10 protein-coding genes are annotated in these 22,015 nt (G+C 63.1%); 7 read left to right on the forward strand and 3 right to left on the reverse strand.

What is annotated here, in order from left to right:
- Nucleotides 1-562: 562 nt before the first annotated feature.
- Nucleotides 563-1,135 carry a LuxR C-terminal-related transcriptional regulator gene (locus ASD70_RS14510; protein WP_046072192.1) on the reverse strand — a complete coding sequence of 191 codons (573 nt, stop codon included), beginning with the start codon at nt 1,133-1,135 and terminating at the stop codon, nt 563-565.
- 129 nt (nt 1,136-1,264) lie between these two features.
- Here ASD70_RS14510 and ASD70_RS14515 point away from each other — a divergent pair, with 129 nt between their 5' ends.
- The 6 genes from ASD70_RS14515 (at nt 1,265) to ASD70_RS14540 (ending at nt 7,505) form a co-directional block, all read left to right on the forward strand.
- Entirely contained in the window at nt 1,265-2,443 is a 1,179-nt protein-coding gene (locus ASD70_RS14515) for an acetyl-CoA acetyltransferase (protein WP_043051716.1), read from the forward strand.
- Between the two features lie 3 nt (nt 2,444-2,446).
- Nucleotides 2,447-3,976, forward strand: coding sequence for a class I adenylate-forming enzyme family protein (locus ASD70_RS14520; RefSeq protein WP_056846790.1), 1,530 nt, complete (start codon nt 2,447-2,449; stop codon nt 3,974-3,976).
- A gap of 33 nt (nt 3,977-4,009) precedes the next feature.
- Nucleotides 4,010-5,329, forward strand: coding sequence for an MFS transporter (locus ASD70_RS14525; RefSeq protein ID WP_056846791.1), 1,320 nt, complete (start codon nt 4,010-4,012; stop codon nt 5,327-5,329).
- 88 nt (nt 5,330-5,417) lie between these two features.
- Nucleotides 5,418-5,972 carry a histidine phosphatase family protein gene (locus ASD70_RS14530; RefSeq protein ID WP_056846792.1) on the forward strand — a complete coding sequence of 185 codons (555 nt, stop codon included), beginning with the start codon at nt 5,418-5,420 and terminating at the stop codon, nt 5,970-5,972.
- A 45-nt stretch (nt 5,973-6,017) separates the two neighbouring features.
- Complete coding sequence (gene cobF, locus ASD70_RS14535; RefSeq protein WP_056846793.1) at nt 6,018-6,773, forward strand: precorrin-6A synthase (deacetylating); 756 nt, start codon at nt 6,018-6,020, stop codon at nt 6,771-6,773.
- 12 nt (nt 6,774-6,785) lie between these two features.
- Complete coding sequence (locus ASD70_RS14540; protein ID WP_046072199.1) at nt 6,786-7,505, forward strand: alpha/beta hydrolase; 720 nt, start codon at nt 6,786-6,788, stop codon at nt 7,503-7,505.
- Between the two features lie 255 nt (nt 7,506-7,760).
- Here the strand turns inward: ASD70_RS14540 and ASD70_RS14545 are convergent, their stop codons facing one another.
- Entirely contained in the window at nt 7,761-8,315 is a 555-nt protein-coding gene (locus ASD70_RS14545) for a hypothetical protein (protein ID WP_056846794.1), read from the reverse strand.
- 72 nt (nt 8,316-8,387) lie between these two features.
- The gene (locus ASD70_RS14550) at nt 8,388-10,196 is read right to left on the reverse strand and encodes a monovalent cation:proton antiporter-2 (CPA2) family protein (RefSeq protein ID WP_046072201.1); all 1,809 of its coding nucleotides are present in this window, start codon (nt 10,194-10,196) and stop codon (nt 8,388-8,390) included.
- A gap of 329 nt (nt 10,197-10,525) precedes the next feature.
- Between ASD70_RS14550 and ASD70_RS14555 the strand changes: the two genes are divergently transcribed.
- Nucleotides 10,526-21,916: an autotransporter-associated beta strand repeat-containing protein gene (locus ASD70_RS14555; protein ID WP_056846812.1), complete on the forward strand. Its 11,391-nt coding sequence runs from the start codon at nt 10,526-10,528 to the stop codon at nt 21,914-21,916.
- The last annotated feature ends 99 nt before the right edge of the window (nt 21,917-22,015 follow it).

A 22,015-nucleotide genomic window follows, 5' to 3' on the forward strand; every position in this document is an offset into this window, starting at 1 on the left:
ACACAACTTTGGTTACGCCGCTGGACCTGTGGGAGGGGGCTTGCTCCCGATAGCGGCCTCACAGCCGACGAGGATGTTGGACCCTGTACATATCCATTATGTAGGTAACGGCCGCCATCGGTTCCGCTCTTACAGCGGCTCACTTTTGGAAGGACCGGAATGCCGGCCCAGCCAAAAGTAAGCATAAGGTCCTCGCCCCACCACTCGGCACCTCGCCCAGGCTCGGTGTGCCCGTAATCCGACTTGGATTTGGGGGGCCGCCGCCACGCGCCATCCATGGCGCGGGGCGGCTAAACCGGCATCCCTGCCGGTTTACCCCCCGAATCCCTGTCGAATTCCGGCCAGCGTGGTTTGACGGGGCGCCTGAGATCAAAAGCAGATCAAGATCAAGAGCGGCTCGCTTCGCATCGTGGTTACTGATGGTGGCTGCGTGAGTTGTGTAGATATTCATGAGCCGATGAGGGAGTGTCAGATGAACATATCTGAGGCTGTCCCAGCGTCATCGGGAGCAAGCCCCCTCCCACATTTTGACCGAGTAGGCTAAACAGCTCGCAGTTGGGTATCACGCCACCATAATGATCTTCGACACCAACTCCACCACGGTCTTGGCCTGCAGCTTCTTCATCAACCGCGCCCGATGCACCTCCACCGTTCGATGGGAGATCGCCAGGCGCAGGGCGATTTCCTTGGACTTGAAGCCATTGACGATGTGCATGGCGATCTCGCGCTCCCGCGGTGTGAGGTCGCCGGTGCCCTGGTGCAGGCGGTCCAGGCGTTCGAAGTGCCAGATCATCAGTTTGAACGGGTCTTTGGGGGTGAGGGTGTAGCCGTGGGACTTGGCCCAGAACACTTCGCCGTTATGATGCTGCATGAAGCGCTCATCGGAGTAAAAGCCGTTGTCGCTGTCGAGCAGCCAGTCATGGCTGCGCTTGCCGATGGCGTGGTAGTCGGCCTGGGACGGGTAGATCAGCAGTGTCAACTGATTGACCAGCGCGTCGCGTGTATAGCCGAACAGTTTCAGGAAGGCGTCGTTGCAGTCGAGTATCACACGATTGCTCGTGACGATCTGCGGGGCAGGAGACAGCTTGAACGCCAGGCGTTCGAGGTCTTGGAATTGTTGTGCTAGCGCGTTCATGGGCGTCCTGCCTCGTTGTTCAATACCCTGGCGCGCTACTTACCTATGTAAGTAGTTACACGAATTGGCGCGCGACCGGGGGTGGGTCATTGTAGGTAAAGTCCGGATCAAGAACAGAAGAAATTGATTATGCCTGCTGATTGCGTCTCCATTGTTGCCGCTGGTCACTCCCGTTTCGGTCGCCTGGAAGGCACCACGCTGGAAGACTTGATCGTCCAGGTCACCCGTGAAGCCCTGAGCGACGCCGCGATTGACGCGTCGCAAATCGACGCGCTGTTCCTCGGCCATTTCAATTCGGGGCTGGTGCCCGATGGGTTTGCTGCCTCGTTGCTGTTGCAGGCCGACCCCGGGCTGCGCTTCAAACCCGCCACCCGCTGCGAAAACGCCTGCGCGTCCGGCTCGGCGGCGATCCAGGCGGGGGTCAATGCGATTCTCTCCGGCAGCGCCGAACTGGTGCTGGTGGTGGGCGCCGAAAAGATGACCCACACCAGCACCGCCGCCGTCACCCAGGCCCTCGCCGGTGCCGGCTACCAGAATGACCCGGCCGAAGCCGGCCTGAGTTTCCCGCAACTGTTTGGTCGCGCTGCGCAGCAATACGCCGAGCGCTACCACTGCCCGCTGGGCTCGATGGCGGCCATCGCCACCAAGAATCACTCCAACGCCATGGCCAACCCGCTGGCACAGATGCATCGGGAAATGAATTTCGAGCACTGCAACAACGTGTCCCAGAGCAACCCGTTCGTGGCCGATTCCCTGCGCCTGACCGACTGCTCGCTGATCAGCGACGGCGCCGCCGCGATCATCCTGGCGTCGCCCAAGCGTGCGCGGGCGTTTCGCCGCGATGTGCAGATCCGGGCGATGACCCAGGTCAACGACACCTTGCCCATCGCCCAGCGCGATATCCTGGCGTTTGAGGGCCCGCAGCGGGCGATCCATTCAGCCCTGCGCGGGGCGAATGTGACCCTGGCCGACCTGAGCTTCGCCGAGGTTCATGACTGCTTCACCATCGCCGAGTTGCTGATCTACGAAGCCATGGGCCTGGCGCCCAAGGGCGAGGGGCATCGCGTGCTCGACAGCGGCGTGGTGCGCGCCGGCGGGCGCTTGCCGGTGAATCTTTCCGGTGGGCTCAAGGCCAAGGGGCACCCCGTCGGTGCCACGGGGGTCTCCATGCATGCCTTGGCGTTCCGGCAATTGACCGGCGAGCCGATTGGCCTGGCGGCGCCCAACCCGGAATTTGGCCTGGTGTTCAATATGGGCGGCATGGCGGTGGCCAACTATGCTTCGGTCCTGCAGGCACGCCGGAGCTGAGCCATGAACATTGCCAACTGGCTGCACGATACCCAGCGTCGTACCCCCCAACGCCCGGCGCTGTTCGACGGCCCCGTGCAAGTGGCCGACTACGCCACCTTCGCCGCCCATGTGCGTCAACGCGCTGCGCACTTGGTGGACCAGCACGGCCTGGTGCCGGGAGATGCGGTGGCGCTGCTGATGAAAAACAGCTGTGACTACCTGGAATTGCTCTACGCCATCTGGTGGATGGGCGCCGTGGCGGTGCCGATCAACGCCAAGCTGCACCCCAGCGAAGCGGCGTGGATCGCGGACAACGCCGAGGCGCGGTTGATCTTTACCGATGGCGGCGGGGTGTTTTCATCGCGGGATTTGGCCCCGCGCTGCAAAGAACTGGACGGCCACCTGCGGCCGCCAGACCGTGGCTGGCCGACCCTGGAGCACCCGGTGCCGCGCCAGGATCAGGATCTCGCCTGGCTGTTCTATACGTCCGGCACCACCGGGCGCTCTAAAGGGGTGATGCTGTCCCATGGCAACCTGGTCGCGATGTCGCTGTGCTACGCCACGGATGTCGATGCGATCAACGCTGACGATGCGGCGGTGTATGCCGCACCGATGTCCCACGGTGCAGGGCTGTACAACTTTATCCATGTGCGCTGCGGCGCACGGCATGTGGTGCCGGCCTCCCACGGCTTCGACGCCGCCGAGCTGTTCGGGTTGGCAGAGCAGGTGGGCCAGGTGTCGCTGTTTGCCGCGCCGACCATGGTCAAGCGCATGGTCGAGCAGGCCCGACGCCAGGATTATCACGGCGCCGGCATCAAGACCATCGTCTATGGCGGTGGGCCGATGTACCTGGCGGACCTGCGTGAAGCCGTCGACACCTTCGGCTCGCGCCTGGTGCAGATCTATGGCCAGGGCGAGAGCCCGATGACCATCAGCGTATTGCCCCGTGCAGTGATCGCCGAACGCCAGCGCCCTGACTGGGACAGCCTCGCCGCCTCGGTGGGCCATGCGCAAGCCTGTGTGGAAATCCGCATCCTCGATACCGAGCACCAGCCACTGCCCACGGGTGAACGCGGCGAAATCGCCGTACGTGGCGCCACGGTCATGCAAGGCTACTGGCGCAACCCGCAGGCCACGCGCCAGACACTGGTGGACGGCTGGCTGCTGACCGGCGATATCGGCTACCTCGACGCGGCCGGCTACCTGACCCTGACGGATCGCTCCAAGGACGTGATCATCAGCGGCGGCAGCAATGTATACCCCCGTGAAGTTGAGGAAGTGCTGGCCCAGCATCCCGACGTATTTGAAGTGTGCGTAGTGGGAGAACAGGACGCGCAATGGGGCGAGTCGGTAGTGGCCTTCATAGTCACCCGTAGCGGCCAGCCCCTCGACGAAAGCGAACTCACCGCCTGGTTCCTGGCGCGCATGGCCTCGTTCAAAAAACCGAAAAAGTACGTGTGGCGTAGCGAGCTGCCGAAGAACAGCTACGGCAAGATTCTCAAGACCGACTTGCGGCAGTGGTTGAAAGCAGCGAGTATCGCCGCGCTTTGACATGGATCGACAATCAGACAAGGAGTCCCCTCGATGGGCAATCCCGCACAAGACACTGTCCGCAAGCGCCGCCGTGCGTTTCTGGGTGCTACCTCCGGCCACTTGATCGAGTGGTACGACTACGGCGTCTACGGTTTTCTCGCCGTCTATATCGGTCAGGCGTTCTTCGTCTCCGATGACCCCACCACCAGCCTGTTGGCCAGCTTCGCTGCGTTTGCCCTGAGCTTTTTTATCCGCCCCTTGGGCGGGCTGTTCTTCGGCCCGCTGGCGGACAAGATCGGCCGGCGCAAAACCCTGATCATGGCGCTGGTGATGATGACCGGCTCCACGGTGATGCTCGGCCTGTTGCCGACCTACGCCAGCCTGGGCATTGCCGCGCCGATCCTGCTGATCCTGGTGCGCTGCGTACAAGGCTTCTCGGCCGGGGGTGAGATCGGCACCGTCACCAGCTTTATCTCCGAATACGCCGGCCCTGGCCGCCGCGGCTTCGCCACCTGCTGGTTGATGGTCACCGCCGTGCTTGGCCTGTTGCTGGGCGGCGCCGTGGCCAACGGCATGACCTGGGTGCTGGGCGCAGACGTCATGCAGGAATGGGCTTGGCGCATCCCGTTCCTGATCGCCGCCCCCCTGGGCTTTATTTCCATGTACATCCGCCTCAAGCTCGAAGACAGCCCCGAGTTTTTAGCCCTGCAACGCGCCGGGCAAACCTCGCGAGCGCCACTGCGGGACGTGTGGCAGTACAAGCGTGCGATTGCCCTGGTGTTCTTTATCATCACCCTGCACAGCTCGATCTTTTACCTGGTGCTGACTTTCGCCTCGACCTACATGGCCAAGATCCTCAAGTTCGACAGCGGTACGACCTTGCTCTACGTGTTCGTCGCCAGCTTTTCGGCGGCCTTCGTGATGCCGTTTGGCGGGGCATTTACCGATAAGTACGGGCGCAAACCGTTCCTGATGGTGATCGGTACGTTGGCAACCCTGGCAATGTTCTGGCTGTTCAAGTCGGCCCCCACCACCACGCCTGCGTCGTTCTTTGCGCCGCTGATGGCGGTGGCGATTTTGTTCGGGCTGTATGCATCGTCGACCTATGCGTTGATGAGCGAGCTGCTGCCGACGCGGATTCGCTCCACCGGAATTGCGGTGGCGTATAACGTACCGGTGGCGGTATTTGGCGGCAGTGCGCCGTTGATTTCCACCTGGTTGATCAAGGTGACCGGGGATATTACTTCGCCTTGGTATTTCTACGTGGCGACCGGGGTGGTGTCGTTGGTGGCGTTGGTGGTGTTGCGCAAGGAGGACTTTATTGCCAGCGGTCAGCCAGTTGCAGTGCCGGCAGATGCGGCGTTGGCCTGATGGCTCCTCCCATATTTTGAGCTGCATACGTCTGCTTAATCGTTAATAGTGGGCGTGCTGTAACCTACCGAAAACCGAGCGAGTTGCGATGCTGGCTACCCGTCTGACCTTGATCTGCCACGCCGTCACCCCCCTGCAAAAACAGGGGCGTTTTCCCGACGACGAATCCGTGGTCATGGACTGGCAGGGCGCGGCGTTATCCCTGGCCGGGCGCTATAAAAAACAGCCACGCCTGCTGTGTGGCCCCGAGGCCAGGGCTCGTCAGACAGCCGGCTTGTTCGGCGATAACGCTGAGATTGAAATGGCGTTGCGCGATGCTGATTTCGGCTCATGGAAAAGCCAGGATATCAGCCAACTCGATAGCGAAGCCTTGACAGCCTGGAGCACAGACAGCACCAGCGCACCCCACGGCGGCGAGTCGGTGGAGCAGCTTTGCATGCGGGTCGGCCAATGGCTCAAATCCCTCGAAAGCCACCCCGGCCATGTAGTCGCCGTGACCCACCCGTTCGTGATTCGCGCCGCGATGCTGAATGTCATGCAGCTGCCGGCCTCGATGTTCTACCGGATCGACGTCGAGCCGCTGTCCGCTACAGAGCTGCGCTTCAACGGTGTATGGCGCCTGCGCCTGGAAACTCACGCCTGACTGCGGGATCATGGCAACATCCACGCCCCGCACTGAGAGCACCCCATGAAACGCATCCTGATCATCGGCATTGGCGCCGGCAACCCTGACTACATCACGATGCAGGCCGTGAAGGCGCTGAACCGTACCGACGTGTTCTTCCTGATGGATAAGGGCCAGAGCAAGGACAAGCTGATCGACCTGCGCCGCGAAATCTGCGAGACCTATGTCACCGAGCCCGGCTACCGTTTTGTCGAGGCCGACTGCCCTGAGCGCGTGCGTGGTGAGGTCGACTACACCACTGCTGTGCAGGACCTTAACCGCGATAAGCAGCAAACCTTCGAACGCATGATCAACGAAGAAATGGCTGACGGTGAAGTGGGCGCATTCCTGGCCTGGGGCGATCCTGCGCTGTACGACAGCACCATCCGCATTTTGCAGGCGATCCTTGCCAGTGGCCGTTGCGTGTTCGAATTCGAAGTGATCCCGGGCATCACCAGCGTGCAGGCCCTGGCAGCCCAGCATAAGGTGCCGCTGAATCGCATCGGCAAGTCCATCGAGATCACCACCGGGCGTCGCCTGGCAGCGGGGCAGGCAAGTGATGCCGATACCCTGGTGGTGATGCTCGACGCCGAAGACTCCTACCGCAGCGTCGCCGACCAGGACCTGGAGATCTACTGGGGCGCCTACCTGGGCACGCCGGATGAGATCCTGATCAGCGGCAAAGTCGGTGAAGTAGCGCAAGAGATCAAACGGGTACGCAAGGCTGCGCGCCTAGCCAATGGCTGGATCATGGACACTTATCTGTTGCGCAAACCCTGAGGACGCTTCCCCATGCTCAAACTGTTTGCCCTGGCGCTGACCCTGGTCGCAAGTGCCGCCCACGCCGACTCCACCTTGCACACCGACTTGCCGCTGGCGTACCTGGAACAGACCCAGGGCGATGCGCGCAACCAGCCGCTGGTGATTTTCCTGCACGGCTTTGGCAGTAACGAGGAAGATTTGTTTGGCATCAAGGACGCGTTGCCGTCCACCTGGACCTACCTGTCGGTACGCGCGCCGATGCCGGTGGAGCCGCAGGGTTATCGCTGGTTTACCAAGACGCCCGGTGACGGTGAGTACGACGGCGTGCCCGCAGACTTGCAGAGCAGCGCCAGGCTGATCAGGGAATTTGTTACGAAGGCCACGGCTAAATACCACACACAAAGCGACCGGGTGTTTCTGGTGGGGTTCAGCCAGGGCGCGATCATGTCTTACGAAGTAGCGCTGCGTGATCCGGAGTTGGTACGCGGTATGGCGGCGCTCAGCGGCAGTGTGCTGCCCATGCTCAAGTCTGCGCTCAAACCGGATGAATCCATGGGCAAACTGGCGATCTTTATCGGCCACGGCACGTTAGACCAGGCGCTGCCATATACGTCAGCCACTCGGGCCTATGAGGTGTTGGCGGGGCTGGGCTTGAAGCCGGAGTTTCATGGTTATCCGGGGATGAATCACACGATCAGCGAGGCGGAAGTGCAGGATCTGAAAGCCTGGCTAGAGAAAAACTTGAAGTGAAATGCGGTTAAAAATGTGGGAATCCCCACCACATCGTCGACGTGGCGCTGTCGCGCAGCAACCTGGGCCGCCTCCAAAATATCCGGCGTTAAGACTGAATTTTAACTATTTAAAATCAGTGGCTTACTTGAAGTTTGATAAGAGGGGGACTTGCCCCCGATGGCGGTGCGTCAGTTATAGATGTATCAACTGACACTCCCTCATCGGGAGCAAGCTGCCTCCCACATTTGATTTGTGTTGTCTGGGAAAATTGGGTTACTTACCGCCAGTAATCTGCTTCACCAACTGCGCATGCCCCTTCACATCATCAGCCCGGGAAATCGCCTGGATCACCAACAATTGGTTGCCGGAACCGCCGAGGATAGTGGAGTTCAAGGTCTTGCCGCCGCCCTGGGTAGCAGTGCTGTCCACCTGGCGCAGACCGAGGCCCTTGTAGGTGAGTTTCTTCTCGCCCTGTTTCTTGAAGTCAGGCAGGGCGGCGCTCTGGTCCTTGACGAAATCGGCCACCGCGCCATCGAGGAACTGTGGGTCGTTATCCTTGATGGCCGCGCCGTCTTTGCGCACGGTTTCGGCGACGATCACCACGCTTTTCGTGGTCGGGTTGGCGTACAGGGTGCCTTGGGTATCGGCGGTGCCGTCATCGGCCTTGCCAGAGGGCAGGGCATCGGCACTGTAGGCCTTGGGCAGGTCGAAAGTGAACTTGCCACCCAGGGTGGAGATCGTCTGCGTGTCTGGCTTGGGGGCCGCGAATACGCTGCCGGCGCTCAGCGCCAGGCTCAGCAGTAGTGCGGTCTTGGTGAAAGTGGCCATGAAGCACTCCAGGGATGAACGAAATTGCGATCTATTCTGTCAGAAAATTCGTAACTTCGTTCATCTCCAGCCTCAGACCTTGCCAGACTCTTCCTCAAGCCTGTCCATCTCGAACAGTCGCGCCAGCTCCGCCCGGGCTTCCTGGGCGGTTTGCATGACTTTGGCCGCGTCGTCGTACACCGCGTGTTGGGCGGCGAGCACTTGCTGGTCGTGATTCTTGAAGCGGTTGATGCGTGCGTCAGCCTGAGCCTGGGTCAAGCCCAGGCCGACCAGGGTGCGGCGGCTCATTTCCAGGCTTGAATAGAAGGTTTCGCGCACCGGTGAGGCGTCCAGGTCTACCAGCCGGTGTACGTGCTGGCGGTTACGGGCGCGGGCGATGATCTTCATATGCGGATAGAGGTTGCGCACCAGTTCGGCAGTCTTGATGTTGATCTCCGGGTCGTCCATGGCGATGACAAAAAATTCCGCCTGGTCGACCTTGGCCGCATGCAGGATTTCCGGGCGCTGGGGGTCGCCGTAGAACACCGGCATGCCACCAAAGCTGCGGGTCAGCTCGATGGTTTCCACCGAGGTGTCGAGGGCGATGAACGAAATGTTCTGCGCACGCAGGATCCGCGCCACGATCTGGCCCATCCGGCCCATGCCGGCGATGACCACGCGGGGGGCGTCGCTCTCGATGGCGCGGTATTCCTCCGGCACTTCCACCGGCTTGACCTTGGGCTTGAACAGCTTCGGGCACACCAGCAGCAACAGCGGGGTCACGGCCATGGACAAGGTGATGGTCAGCACCAGCACGTCGTAGAGGTGCGGTTCGAACAAGCCCTGGTCGCGGCCGATCTTGAACACCACGAAAGCAAACTCACCGCCCGCCGCCAGCACCACACCGAGGCGCAAGGCGCTTTCGCGGTTGAGGTCGCCCACCATTCGCCCCACGGCATACAACAGGGGCAGTTTCAGACCGATCAACAGCAAGGTCAGGCCGATCACCACCAGCGGCGTGCTGAACAGCAGGCTGAGGTTGGCACCCATGCCCACGCTGATAAAAAACAGTCCCAGCAGCAGGCCCTTGAATGGCTCGATCTGGGATTCCAGTTCGTGGCGGTATTCCGAGTCGGCCAGCAGCAGGCCGGCGAGGAAGGCACCCAGGGCCATGGATACGCCGACCAACTCCATCAGCCACGCGGTACCGATCACCACCAGCAGCGCGGTGGCGGTGGAGACTTCGCGCAGGCCGGTCTTGGCGACGATGCGAAACACCGGGCGCAGCAGGTAGCGTCCGCCGATGATCACCACGGCGATGCTGCCCAGCACTTGCAACACATGTTGTAGGCCCTGGGCCTCGGTAGTCGGGTGATCGCTGCCGGCCAGCAACGGCACCAGGGCGATCAGCGGGATGGCGGCAATGTCCTGGAACAGCAAAATGGCAAAGGCCAAACGCCCGTGGGGTTGGTTGAGTTCCTTGCGCTCGGCCAGGCTTTGCAGGCCAAAGGCGGTGGACGACAGCGCAAGGCCGAGGCCCAGTACGATGGCGCTGTTCAGTGACTGGCCAAACAGCCACAACGCCACTGCGCCCATGACCATCCCGGTGAGCAGCACCTGGGCCAGGCCGACGCCGAACACCGCCTTGCGCATTACCCACAGGCGCTTGGGCGACAGCTCCAGGCCGATGATGAACAGCAGTAACACCACGCCCAGTTCCGAAAACTGCGCCACGCTTTGTGGGTTGCCGATCAGCCCCAGCACCGAGGGCCCGATGATCACACCGGCGAACAGATAGCCGAGCACCGCGCCCAATTGCAGGCGCTTGGCCAGCGGCACGGTCAATACGGCGGCGAACAGGAACACCACGGCCGCTTGTAACAGGTTGCCTTCATGGGGCATTGCGAACTCCATTGTTTACTTGGATCAACAGCTGACCGCTCCTACGGGGGGACGGAAACAGGGTGCTATTAAAACTCTTTTTCACATTTTGAAACTTGTATTTCTGTCGCGACAGTCAATGGATGTTGGGTGTCATCCCGTTCTTACGCCGGGTTTACGAAAGTATTAATACCATTTAATTCAATGGCTTTCGGGTAGCTCTACTAACGTTTCGAAAACTGGATCAGTAGTCACCACGGTCAGGTTTTTCGAATTCGATGCGTGTGGAGCGTCAACCCAGGGTTTTCACGCATTCATGGACGAAACGCTTGGACCACAAGGAGTACAACGTGGATAGAAGACTTGCGGCTGCCGTTACACCTCGTATCTCTGCGCTCTCTCTTGCCGTTCGCCTGGGGATGGCGGGGCTGGTCATGGGCCTGGCCAGTCCTGATGTGCTGGCCGCCTGTACCCCAGCAAGCCCGGCGCCCGGCGCGACGGTTACCTGTACCGGTGTGCCGTCATTGCCACTGTTCCTCAATACCTTCAGCAGTGCAGTTAACAACCTCACGCTCAACGTCAACGCCGGCGCGCAGCTCAACGCGACTCTGGGCGGTAAAGCGTTGACCCTGACTGGCAACGACACGACGTTGAACAACGCCGGCACCATTGACCCGGCACTGCTCGGGTTGGTTTCAGTGCTGAGCGGTGGCGTGGTGATCGGCAACACGGCCGCCAGTGCGTTGAACATCACCAACACCGCCAGCGGAATCATGCGCGGCACCGGTGCGCTGCTCGGGCTTAACCTGGCTTCGCTCGATGGCATGGCCCTGAACGCCACCAACGGCGCAGGCGGCGTTACCACGATCGTCAACAACGGCACCATCGGCTCTTCGTCCTTGCTCGGCTTGAGCCTGTTCACCTCCGACACGCCGGTGGTGGCGGTGCAAGGCGGCGGGCAAGTCAACATGACTAACAACGGCACCCTGACCGGGCGCGTAGCCTTTGAAAGCTCTGCTACCGGCAACACCTTCCTCAACACCGGCACCCTCTCCGGCGGTGTGTCGATGGGGGCCGCCAGTACCAACACCTTCACCGCCGTCACCGGTTCGAGCGTGACGGCCGGCGGTGGTATCGGCTTGAGTCTGGGCGGGTTGATTGGCGTGAATCTCACATTCGCACCCACCGGCCAGGTGGATGGCGGCGCCCTGGGCAGCAACACCTTGATCCTGCAGAACACCCTCGGCGCCGGCGGTGGTATTACCGGCACCGGCACCGCGTCGAGCGCCAATTATGTCAACTTCAACAACCTGACCATCAACAGCGGCACCTGGACTTTGCAAGGGCCACTGGTCAGCGGCAGCACCACGCTCAATGGCGGCCTCTCGCAATTCAATAACAACGCCACGTTCGGCAGTGGTGTGCTGACCGTCAACGGCGGGACCATCGAGGCCACTGGCAATGGCCTGACCCTGAGCAACTTGCTGACCCTGGGCACTGGCGGGTTGACAGTGCAGGGTGCCTCGACCGGGCTGACCTTGAGCGGTGTGCTCTCGGGAATCGGCGGCTTGACCAAGGCCGGCAGCGGCCAACTGATCCTCAGCGGTGCCAATACCTACACCGGCGCGACGACCCTGGGCGGCGGCTCGGTGCAACTGGGCAATGACCTGGCGTTGAGCACTGGCGCGGTGACCGTCAGCGCGGCCACCACCTTGCAGGCCCCGGGTACCATCAACCTGGGCAACACGCTGGCCTTGAACGGCAACCTGACCACTGACGTGGCTGGCGCACTGACCTTGGGCGGTGCGGTGTCCGGCGCCAGTGGCATCATCCACAGCGGCACGGGCAGCCTGACCCTCAATGGCGACAACAGCGGCTACAGCGGCACCACCAGCCTGGGCGCCGGCACCTTGGTGCTGGGCAGTAACACTGCGCTGGGCAGCGGTGGATTGAGTGTGACCGGCGCTGCCAACCTTGACGCTGGCGGCGCGTCGTTACTCACCAATAATGTGGACCTGGGCGCCAACCTGACGCTGACCGGTACCAACCCGCTGACCCTGGGCGGCGTGATGTCCGGCGCCGGCACCTTGATCAAAACCGGTGCAAGCCTGTTGACCCTGACCGGTAACAACACCCGTACCGGGACTACCGCGCTGAATGCCGGTGGGCTGGTGGTGGGTTCCGTTACTGCGCTTGGCACGGGTGCATTGAATGCGGCGGCGGGGACGACGCTGGATGCCAGCACCGCGGTCACTCTGGCCAACGCCGTCAATCTGGCGGGCAACCTGGGCATCGGCGGCACGGCCGACCTTACTCTGGGCGGTACGGTCAATGGCGCCGGCAGCCTGACCAAGGATGGCGCGGCCAACCTGATCCTCAACGGCACCAATGGCTTCCTCGGCGGCACCACCCTGAATGCCGGCACCCTGACCGTCGGCAGCAACTCGGCCCTCGGCCTTGGCAACCTGATCGTCGGCGGTGCGGCGACCCTGGACAGCAATGCAAGCGTCAGCCTGGGCAACAACATAGCCCTCAATGCGGGGCTGAGTGTGGGCGGCAGCAATGGGCTGACGTTGGGCGGCGTCGTCAGCGGCACCGGTGCACTGGTCAAGGAGGGCGGGGCCAACCTGACCCTCAATGGCAATAACAGCTTCAGCGGCGGTACCACACTGAATGCCGGCACCCTGACCCTGGGCGATGCCAATGGCCTGGGCAGTGGTGCGTTGACGGTCGGCGGAGCAGCCACCCTGGATAACAGCGCGGCCTTCGGCATCGGCAACGCCATTGCGTTGAACGCCGACTTGAGCATCGCCGGCAACAACGACCTGGCCCTGAACGGTGTGATCAGCGGCGCGGGTGCGCTGATCAAAAATGGCCTGGCTGATCTGGCACTGTCCGGCAGCAACACCTTCACCGGGGCCGTGGATATTCTGTCCGGCAGCGTCACGCTGTTGAGTGCCGATGCCCTGGCCGGCAGTACGGGTGCCAACGTGGCAGCCGGTGCCGCGCTGAACCTGAATGTCGATTCCAGCCTGGCCGGCCTCACTGGTACGGGCGACGTGGCGGTAGGTGGCGGTTTTAACCTCAGCGTGGGTGGCCTGAGCACCAGCAGTACCTTTGACGGTGGCCTTAGCGGCACAGGTGGCTTGATCAAGGTCGGCACCGGCACCCTGGACCTCACCGGTATCAACGGCATTACCGGTAACACGACGATCAACGCGGGCACCCTGAACCTCAGCGGTTCCCTGGGCAGCGCTGTGGTCGACGTCAATAGCGGTGGCACCCTCACCGGCAGCGGTTCGCTGTTGGGGGCGGTGAATATCAACAGTGGTGGGCAACTGGCGCTGAGCAGTGGCACGACCTTGTCGGCCGGCAGCTTGAATATGAATGTCGGCGCCAATATGAATGTGGCCCTCGGCGCGCCTTCGCTGACCTCGCTGCTGAATGTCGGCGGCAATGTGAACCTGGGCGGCAACCTCAATGTTAGCGATGCCGGTGGCTTCGGTGCCGGTGTGTATCGGTTGATCAACTACACCGGTGGCCTGACCGGCGCGTTGAACGTCAACAGCGTGCCATTGGGCTATGGCCTGGGCGACTTGTTGGTACAAACCGCGGTCAGCAATCAGGTCAACCTGGTGGTGTCGGCGCCGAACATTCGGTTCTGGGACGGAAGCAACAACGTGGCCAACGGCAGTGTTGACGGTGGCAGCGGCACCTGGACGGCGGGCGGTACTAACTGGACCTCGGCCGACGGCATCCTCAACCAGACCTGGGGCGGCGGATTCGCGGTGTTCCAGGGGACGGCGGGGACTGTCAGCGTTGATGGCGTGCAAACCCTCACCGGCCTGCAATTCGTCACTGATGGCTACGCCCTGGCCAATGGCACTGGCGGCCAATTGAACACCGGCAGTGGCAACTTCGCGGTGCGCGTCGACCCGCTGGCTACTGCGACCCTGGGCGTTGATATCACCGGCGCGGGCGCCCTGGATAAACTCGATACCGGCACCCTGGTGCTCAATGGCACCAACGGCTACACCGGCGGCACCTTGCTCAATGGCGGCACACTGGTAGTCGGTGGCAATAGTGCGTTGGGCACAGGCACCCTGACTGCTGCGGCGGGCACCACACTCGACAGCAATACCGCGGCAACGCTTGGCAATGCCATCACCCTTAACGGCAACCTGAACCTGGCGGGTAGCAACGCCCTGACGCTCAACGGCGTGATTGGCGGCGCGGGTGGCTTGATCAAAAATGGCGCGGCCAGCGTGACCCTCGGCGGCAGCAATACCTTCCTTGGCCCGGTGGCCCTGAACGCAGGTGGGCTGGTCCTGGCGGCGAATACAGCGTTGGGCAGCGGCACCCTGAATGCGGCAGGCGGTACCACCCTGGATGCAAGCACTGCACTGACCGTCAACAATGCAATCAACCTGGCCGGCAACCTGGGCATCGGCGGCACGGCCGACCTGGCCTTGGCGGGCGCGATCAATGGCGCCGGCAGACTGACCAAAGAAGGCGCGGCCAATCTCACCCTCGCTGGCGCTAATGCCTTTCTCGGTGGCACCTCCCTGAATGCCGGTACGCTGACCCTGGGCAATGCGACGGCTTTGGGATTGGGCGACCTCACCGTTGGCGGTGCAGCGACCCTGGATAACAACACCGCGCTGACCGTCGGCAATAATGCCGTGTTGAACGCGGCGCTGACGGTGGCCGGCAGCAATGACCTGACCCTGGGGGGCCTGCTCACCGGCACCGGCGCGCTGGTCAAGGACGGTGCAGCCAACCTGACGCTCAATGGCATCAACACCTATCAAGGCGGCACCAGCCTGAATGCCGGCACCTTGACCCTGGGCACGGCCGCAGCCTTGGGCACCGGCGCCTTGACGGTCGGCGGCGCAGCGACATTGGCCAACACTACACCGCTGGTGCTGGCTAATGCGGTCAACCTCAATGCCAACCTGAACGTGGGTGGCGGCAATAACAACCTGACCCTCGCGGGTGTGCTGGCAGGCAGTGGGAACCTGATCAAAACCGGCACGGCTGATTTGAGCCTGACCGGCAACAACACCTTCAACGGCTTGTTTGATGTGCAATCGGGCAGCCTTACTACCTTGGGCAGCGGGGCATTGGGTGTCGGCGCCGGCGTCAACCTGGCGAGCGGCACATCCCTGAACCTGGGCGGCACCGCCAGCCTGGGCGCACTCACCGGCACAGGTATGGCGACAGTAGGTGCGGGCAACACGTTGAGCGTCGGGGCCAATAACCTCGACAGTTCGTTCGATGGCGTATTGGCAGGCCTCGGCAACTTTGCCAAAGAAGGCACCGGCGCCTTGACCCTCGGCGGCCTCAGCGCGTTGACCGGGGATACGCTGGTCAACGCCGGCAGCCTGCTCGTCAACGGCTCATTGGCCAGCGCCAATGTAGGCGTGGGTAGCGGCGCGACCCTGGGCGGTACCGGCACCTTGCTGGGTAATGTGAGCATCGCCGATGGCGGCCACCTGGCCGTCAACTCGGGCACTACTTTGACCACCGGTTCGTTGTTGCTCAACGCCAACTCCAACCTGGACGCGGGCCTCGGCGCGCCATCCACTGGCGGTACGGCACTGGTACAGGTCAACGGTAACCTGACCCTGGATGGCACGCTGAATGTCAGAGATATCGGCGGCTTCGGCGCAGGTATCTACCGCCTGATCGACTACACCGGCGGCCTGACCAACAACGGGCTGCTGTTGGGCAGCCTGCCGGTGAATATCCCGGCCGCTGACCTGGACCTGCAAACCGCCATCGGCAACCAGATCAACCTGCTGGTCAACGGCAGTACCAACGTGCAGTTCTGGGACGGCAGCCAAACCAGCGGCAACGGCGCCATCGAAGGCGGCAGCGGCACCTGGAGCGCAGGCGGCAGCAACTGGACCGGCGTCAATGGCGCGTTCGATACAGGCTGGGCGCCGAACAGCTTTGCAGTGTTCCAAGGCACTGCAGGCACGGTTACCGTTGACGGTGCGCAAGGCGTTACTGGCCTGCAGTTCGTCACCGATGGCTACAACCTGGCCGGCGGCGCGGCGGGTGCCTTGACCCTGTTCAATGGCGTCGGTGGCAACACCGCCGTGCGAGTCGATCCTGGCGTCACCGCCACCCTGGGCGTCACGCTTAACGGCGGCGGCACCCTGGCCAAGCTGGATACCGGCACCCTGGTGCTCAACGGTGCCAACAGCTACACCGGCGGCACCGCGCTCAATGGCGGCACCTTGATCGTTGGCAATGACAGTGCCCTGGGCAGCGGCTTGCTGACCACCGCCAATGGCACCACCCTGGACAGCAATGCCGCGGTCAGCCTGGGCAACTCTGTGGACGTCAACGGCACCTTGACTGTCGGTGGCAGCAATGCCTTGACCCTGGCCGGTAGCGTGGCGGGCACCGGTAGCCTGATCAAGAACGGCATCGCCAGCTTGACCCTCAGCGGCAACAACACCTACACAGGCTCCACCACACTGAACGCGGGCGGGCTGATCCTCGCATCCAGCACCGCACTCGGCAGCGGCGCCTTGAACGCAGCCGCCGGCACTACCCTGGACAGCAGCACCGCAGTGGCCTTGGCCAACACGGTGAACCTGGCCGGTAACCTGGGCATTCTGGGCAGCGCCGACCTGAGCCTGAACGGCTTGGTCAGTGGCGCCGGCAGCCTGACCAAAACCGGTGTGGGCAACCTGACCCTCAATGGCGCCAATGCCTACCTCGGCGGCACCCAACTGAACGCGGGGTCGTTGACCCTGGGCAACGCGTCGGCACTCGGCAGCGGCGCCTTGGCGGTCAACGGCGTGGCGACCCTGGACACCAGCACCGCGCTGGCCTTGGCCAACAACACCAGCCTGAATGCGGCATTGACAGTCGGCGGCAGCAACGACCTGAGCCTTGACGGCATAGTGGATGGCGCGGGTTCGCTGACCAAAGCCGGTGGCGCCAACCTGACCCTCAACGGCGCCAATACCTACAGCGGCGGTACAGCTCTCAATGCCGGTACGCTGACCCTCGGCAACGCCACGGCCCTGGGCTCAGGCGCCTTGACCGTTGGCGGTGCGGCGAGCCTGACCAACAGCGCGCCGCTGGTGCTGGCCAATGCGGTCAGCCTCAATGGCGACCTCACCGTCGCTGGCAACAACAACCTGACCCTGGCCGGTGTACTCGCCGGCAATGCGGCGCTGATCAAGAATGGCGCGGCAGACTTATTGCTGACTGGCAACAACAGCTTCAGCGGCCCACTCACCGTGGCGGCCGGCAGCGTGACCACGCTGGGCAATGGCGCACTGGGCAATACTTCCGGCGTCACCGTTGGCACAGGCGCGAGCCTCAACCTGGGCGGCAATGCCAGCCTCAACAGCCTGGCCGGCAACGGTGCGGTGCAAGTGGCTGGCGGCAGTACGCTGGCAGTGGGTGGCAGCAACCTGGACAACACCTTCGGTGGCTCGCTGGGCGGTGCCGGCAGCCTGGATAAAAACGGCAGCGGCGTGCTCAACCTGACCGGCACCAACGGCATCACCGGCGCGGCCAACGTCAACGGCGGCACCTTGAATGTCACAGGTTCCCTGGCCAGCGGCACGGTGGCAGTGAACAACGGTGCGACCCTGGCCGGCAGCGGTGCCCTTGCCGGTGCCGTTACCGTGGCCGACGGTGGCCATATCGGCCTGAACGCCGGCAGCACACTGTCGGTGGGCTCGCTGGTGCTGGGTGGCAATGCCAACCTCGATGTCGGTCTCGGCGCTCCAGTCGTGGGTGGCGGCAGCGGGCTGCTGAATGTCGGCGGCGACCTGACCCTGGACGGCCACCTCAACGTCACCGATATCGGCGGCTTTGGCAGCGGTGTCTACAACCTCATCAACTATGGCGGGGCACTCACCGATAACGGCCTGACGCTCGGCACGCTGCCGGGCAGCGTGATCCCGGGCGACCTGCAAGTGCAGACCGCCATCAGCAACAAGGTCAACCTGCTGGTGACTGCGCCTAACACCACCGTGCAGTTCTGGGACGGTAATAGCCTGATCGGCAACGGTGCCATCGACGGGGGTAACGGTGCCTGGACCGCAGGCACCACTAACTGGACCAATGTCGACGGCACGCTCAACCAAAACTGGAACAACAGCTTCGCGGTGTTCCAAGGGGCGGCGGGCACTGTGACGGTGGACGGCACGCAAAACATCACCGGCCTGCAGTTCGTCAGCGACGGCTACAACCTGGCCTCCGGCACGGCGGGCGTGCTCAACCTGGTCAATGGCGGCACCGGCAACACCGCGGTACGCGTCGACCCGAACGTCACCGCGACCCTGGGCGTGACCCTCAACGGCGCCGGCACCCTGGCCAAGCTCGACAGCGGCTCTCTGGTGCTCAACGGCGCCAACGGCTACACCGGTGGTACCGCGCTGAATGGCGGTACGCTGGTGGTCGGTAACAACAGTGCCCTGGGCACCGGCGCATTGTCGGCGGCCGCTGGCACCACGCTGGACAGCAACGCGGCGGTCACCCTGGCCAACGCGGCGGTACTCAACGGTGCCCTGGCGGTGGGCGGCAGCAATGCGCTGACCCTCAATGGTGGCATCAGCGGCAGCGGCAGCCTGGTTAAAAACGGCGCTGCGACGCTGACCCTCAACGGCACCAACAGTTACAGCGGCGGCACCGGCCTGAACGCCGGTCAATTGGTGCTCGGCAATAACGCCGCCCTGGGCAGTGGTGCACTGACGGTAGGCGGCGCCGCGCAACTGGATGGCGGCACTGACCTGCAACTGGCCAATGCCATCAATCTGGGCGGCCCGCTGAGCCTGGCCGGCAGCCACGACCTGGCCCTCAACGGCGTGGTCAGCGGCAGCGGCAGCCTGGTGAAAAACGGTAGTGGCGCCTTGTTGCTCACCGCTGCCAACACCTACAGCGGCGGCACTACCCTCAATGGCGGCAGCACCACCGGCAGCACCAACAGCCTGCAAGGCGCCATCGTCAACAATGCAGCATTGACCTTCGAGCAAGCCACTGACGGCACCTACACCGGCAACCTCACCGGCACTGGCGTGTTGAACAAAACCGGCACCGGCGCATTGCTGCTGACCGGCTACAACACGTTTACCGGCACGACCAACGTCAACACCGGTAGCCTGTTGGTCAACGGCACCTTGAGCAGTGCTGCGGTGCAAGTTGCCAGCGGTGCGACCCTCGGTGGCAGCGGCACGCTGGGCGGTGCGGTGAACATGGCGGACGGTTCGATACTCAAGGCCGGTGCAGCGACGCCACTGACGCTGGGCGCGCTGGCCTTGTCGTCGGGCACCACCCTGGACTTTGCCCTCGGCGCGCCGGGTGCATCGAGCACGGCGGTGAATGTCGGCGGCAACCTGACCCTGGACGGTACGCTCAACGTCAGCGATGCGGGCAGCTTTGGCCTTGGGGTATACCAACTGTTCCGCTACGGCGGCAGCCTGACCGATAACGGCCTCACCTTAGGTACCTTGCCCGTCGCCTTGAGCAATGTGAGCCTGCAGACCGCTCTGGCCAACCAACTCAACCTGGTGGTGCAGACCGCCCCCGGGCAGATCCAGTTCTGGAACGGCGGCACCACCAACCCGGATGGCAGCATTGACGGCGGCAGCGGCACCTGGGGCCCAGGCACCAACTGGACCGATCCGACCGGCACCCAGGGCCAGGCCACCACTAATCAGTTCGCCGTATTTGGCGGGCAGGGCGGCACCGTGACAGTGGTCGGCAACCAAGGCTTCACCGGCCTGCAGTTCCTCGACGCCGGCTACACATTGGCGGCGGGGGAAGGCGGCAGCTTGAGCCCCACCAATGCGGCGGATGGCAGCCTGGCTGCGGTGCGGGTCAACTCCGGCGTGACCACCCAGATCGATGCACCGCTGGTGGGCACAGGCGGGATCAACAAGCTCGACGCCGGCACCTTGCTGCTGACCGGCGCCAATACTTACACCGGTGGTACCACGGTCAGCGGCGGTACCCTGGCGGGTACCACCACCAGCCTGCGTGGCAGGATCCTCAACAATGCGCGGCTGCTGTTTGTCCAGCGCACCAACGGACAGTTCAGCGGCACCTTGAGCGGTACCGGTGCACTGGTCAAACAAGGCGCAGGCGCGCTGTTGTTGACCGGCAACCAGCCCTTCAGCGGCACCGTGGCGGTGGACGAAGGCGTGTTGCAGGTGGGTAACGCGGCCAATCCTGGCGCAGTGCTTGGCGGCCAAGTCAGCGTGGCCAGCGGTGCGGGCCTCACCGGTAATGGCAGTGTCGGTTCGCTGGTCAACAACGGCTCGGTGACGCCTGACGGCGGCAAGTTGAGCGTGGCTGGCAACTTCACCAACGCCAGCACCGGGGCGCTGAACCTGGTGATCACCCCATCCACCACCGGCTCCCTGGCCGTGGGCGGCACTGCCAACCTGGGCGGCACCTTGAATGTGATCAACCTGGCACCCTATGCTGGCGCGACCACCTACACACTGCTGACAGCAGGTGCGGTCAACGGCACCTTCGCCACCACTAACCTGGAGAACCTGGCGTTTCTCAATACCGCCTTCAACTACAGCCCGACCCAGGTGGCCCTGGCGGTCAGCCGTAACAACGTCAGCTACGCCAGCGTGGCGGCCACCGATAACCAGCGCGGCGTGGCGGCGGCGTTGGGCAGCGGGGCGGCAGTCGGTGGTGCGGCAGTGCAGAACGCACTGCTTAACGCTGACGTGGCAGGCGCACGTGCAGCCTTCGACAGCTTGTCCGGCGAGATCCACGCCAGCACCGCCAGTGCGATGCTCGAAGATTCGCGTTACGTACGTGACGCGGTCAACGAGCGCCTGCGCCAACCCGGCTGCTACCGCGAGGACGACCCACGCAATGCCTTGGCGCCAAGCGAAAACCGCCTGACCAGCGCCGGTTGCCATGGCGAGATGGTCGGTTGGATGCGCGTACTCGGCACCTGGGGTCACTTGGGCGGCGACAGCAACACCGCCAAGCTGGATCGCAACCTCAGTGGCTTCCTGCTCGGCACCGACAAGCAAGTGGATGACGCCTGGCGCGTAGGCGTGGCTGCCGGCTACACCCGCAGCGACCTGGATGCCAAGCGCCGCAACTCCAGCGCCGACGTCGACAGCTACCACCTGATGGCGTACACCGCCTACCAGCAGGAAGCCTTCGCCGCACGCATGGGCGTGGCATATAGCTGGCATGACATCGAAAGCAAACGCAACGTGGCCGTGGGCGGCGAGGGCCAACGCCTGAAAGCCGACTACAAGGCACGCAGTGCGCAGGTGTTCGGTGAAGTCGGCTATACCATCCAGACAGCCAGCGTCGCCCTGGAACCGTTCGCCGGCCTGGCGTATGTCAACTACGACAGCGACACCATCAAGGAAAAAGGCGGTTCGGCAGCCCTGCGCGGTGATGCCGACCAGGACATCACCTACTCGACCTTGGGCGTACGCATCGGCCAGACCATCACCTTGGGCAACGGCTCGAAACTCACCCCAAGGGGCAGCATCGGCTGGCGCCATGCGTTCGGCGATACCAAGCCTGACGCCGACCTGAGCTTTATCAACGGCGGTGGCTCGTTCAGCACCCAGGGCGTGCCGATTGCCAAGGACAGCGCGGTGGTGGAAGCGGGCCTGGACTACCAGATCAGCCAGAACGGCAAGCTGGGTCTGGGCTATTCGGGTCAGCTCTCGCGCAATGACAAGGACCATGCGGTAACGGTCAGTTTCTCCCTCGGTTTTTGATCAAGGCCGAGTTTTTTGAACCGCCCGAAAGGGCGGTTTTTTTTGAAGTAATACTGGCTCCTGAGTGCGCAGAGTTTATTGCTCAACCGTCAGGCTGAA

Source organism: Pseudomonas sp. Root569 (assembly GCF_001427465.1).
Lineage (GTDB): Bacteria > Pseudomonadota > Gammaproteobacteria > Pseudomonadales > Pseudomonadaceae > Aquipseudomonas > Aquipseudomonas synxantha.

Coding starts and splice junctions, on each gene's coding strand:
- ASD70_RS14540 (WP_046072199.1), top strand. CDS start 6,786: ATGCTCAAACTGTTTGCCCTGGCGCTGACCCTGGTCGCAAGTGCCGCC.
- cobF (WP_056846793.1), top strand. CDS start 6,018: ATGAAACGCATCCTGATCATCGGCATTGGCGCCGGCAACCCTGACTAC.
- ASD70_RS14520 (WP_056846790.1), top strand. CDS start 2,447: ATGAACATTGCCAACTGGCTGCACGATACCCAGCGTCGTACCCCCCAA.
- ASD70_RS14550 (WP_046072201.1), bottom strand. CDS start 10,196: ATGCCCCATGAAGGCAACCTGTTACAAGCGGCCGTGGTGTTCCTGTTC.
- ASD70_RS14510 (WP_046072192.1), bottom strand. CDS start 1,135: ATGAACGCGCTAGCACAACAATTCCAAGACCTCGAACGCCTGGCGTTC.
- ASD70_RS14525 (WP_056846791.1), top strand. CDS start 4,010: ATGGGCAATCCCGCACAAGACACTGTCCGCAAGCGCCGCCGTGCGTTT.
- ASD70_RS14530 (WP_056846792.1), top strand. CDS start 5,418: ATGCTGGCTACCCGTCTGACCTTGATCTGCCACGCCGTCACCCCCCTG.
- ASD70_RS14515 (WP_043051716.1), top strand. CDS start 1,265: ATGCCTGCTGATTGCGTCTCCATTGTTGCCGCTGGTCACTCCCGTTTC.
- ASD70_RS14545 (WP_056846794.1), bottom strand. CDS start 8,315: ATGGCCACTTTCACCAAGACCGCACTACTGCTGAGCCTGGCGCTGAGC.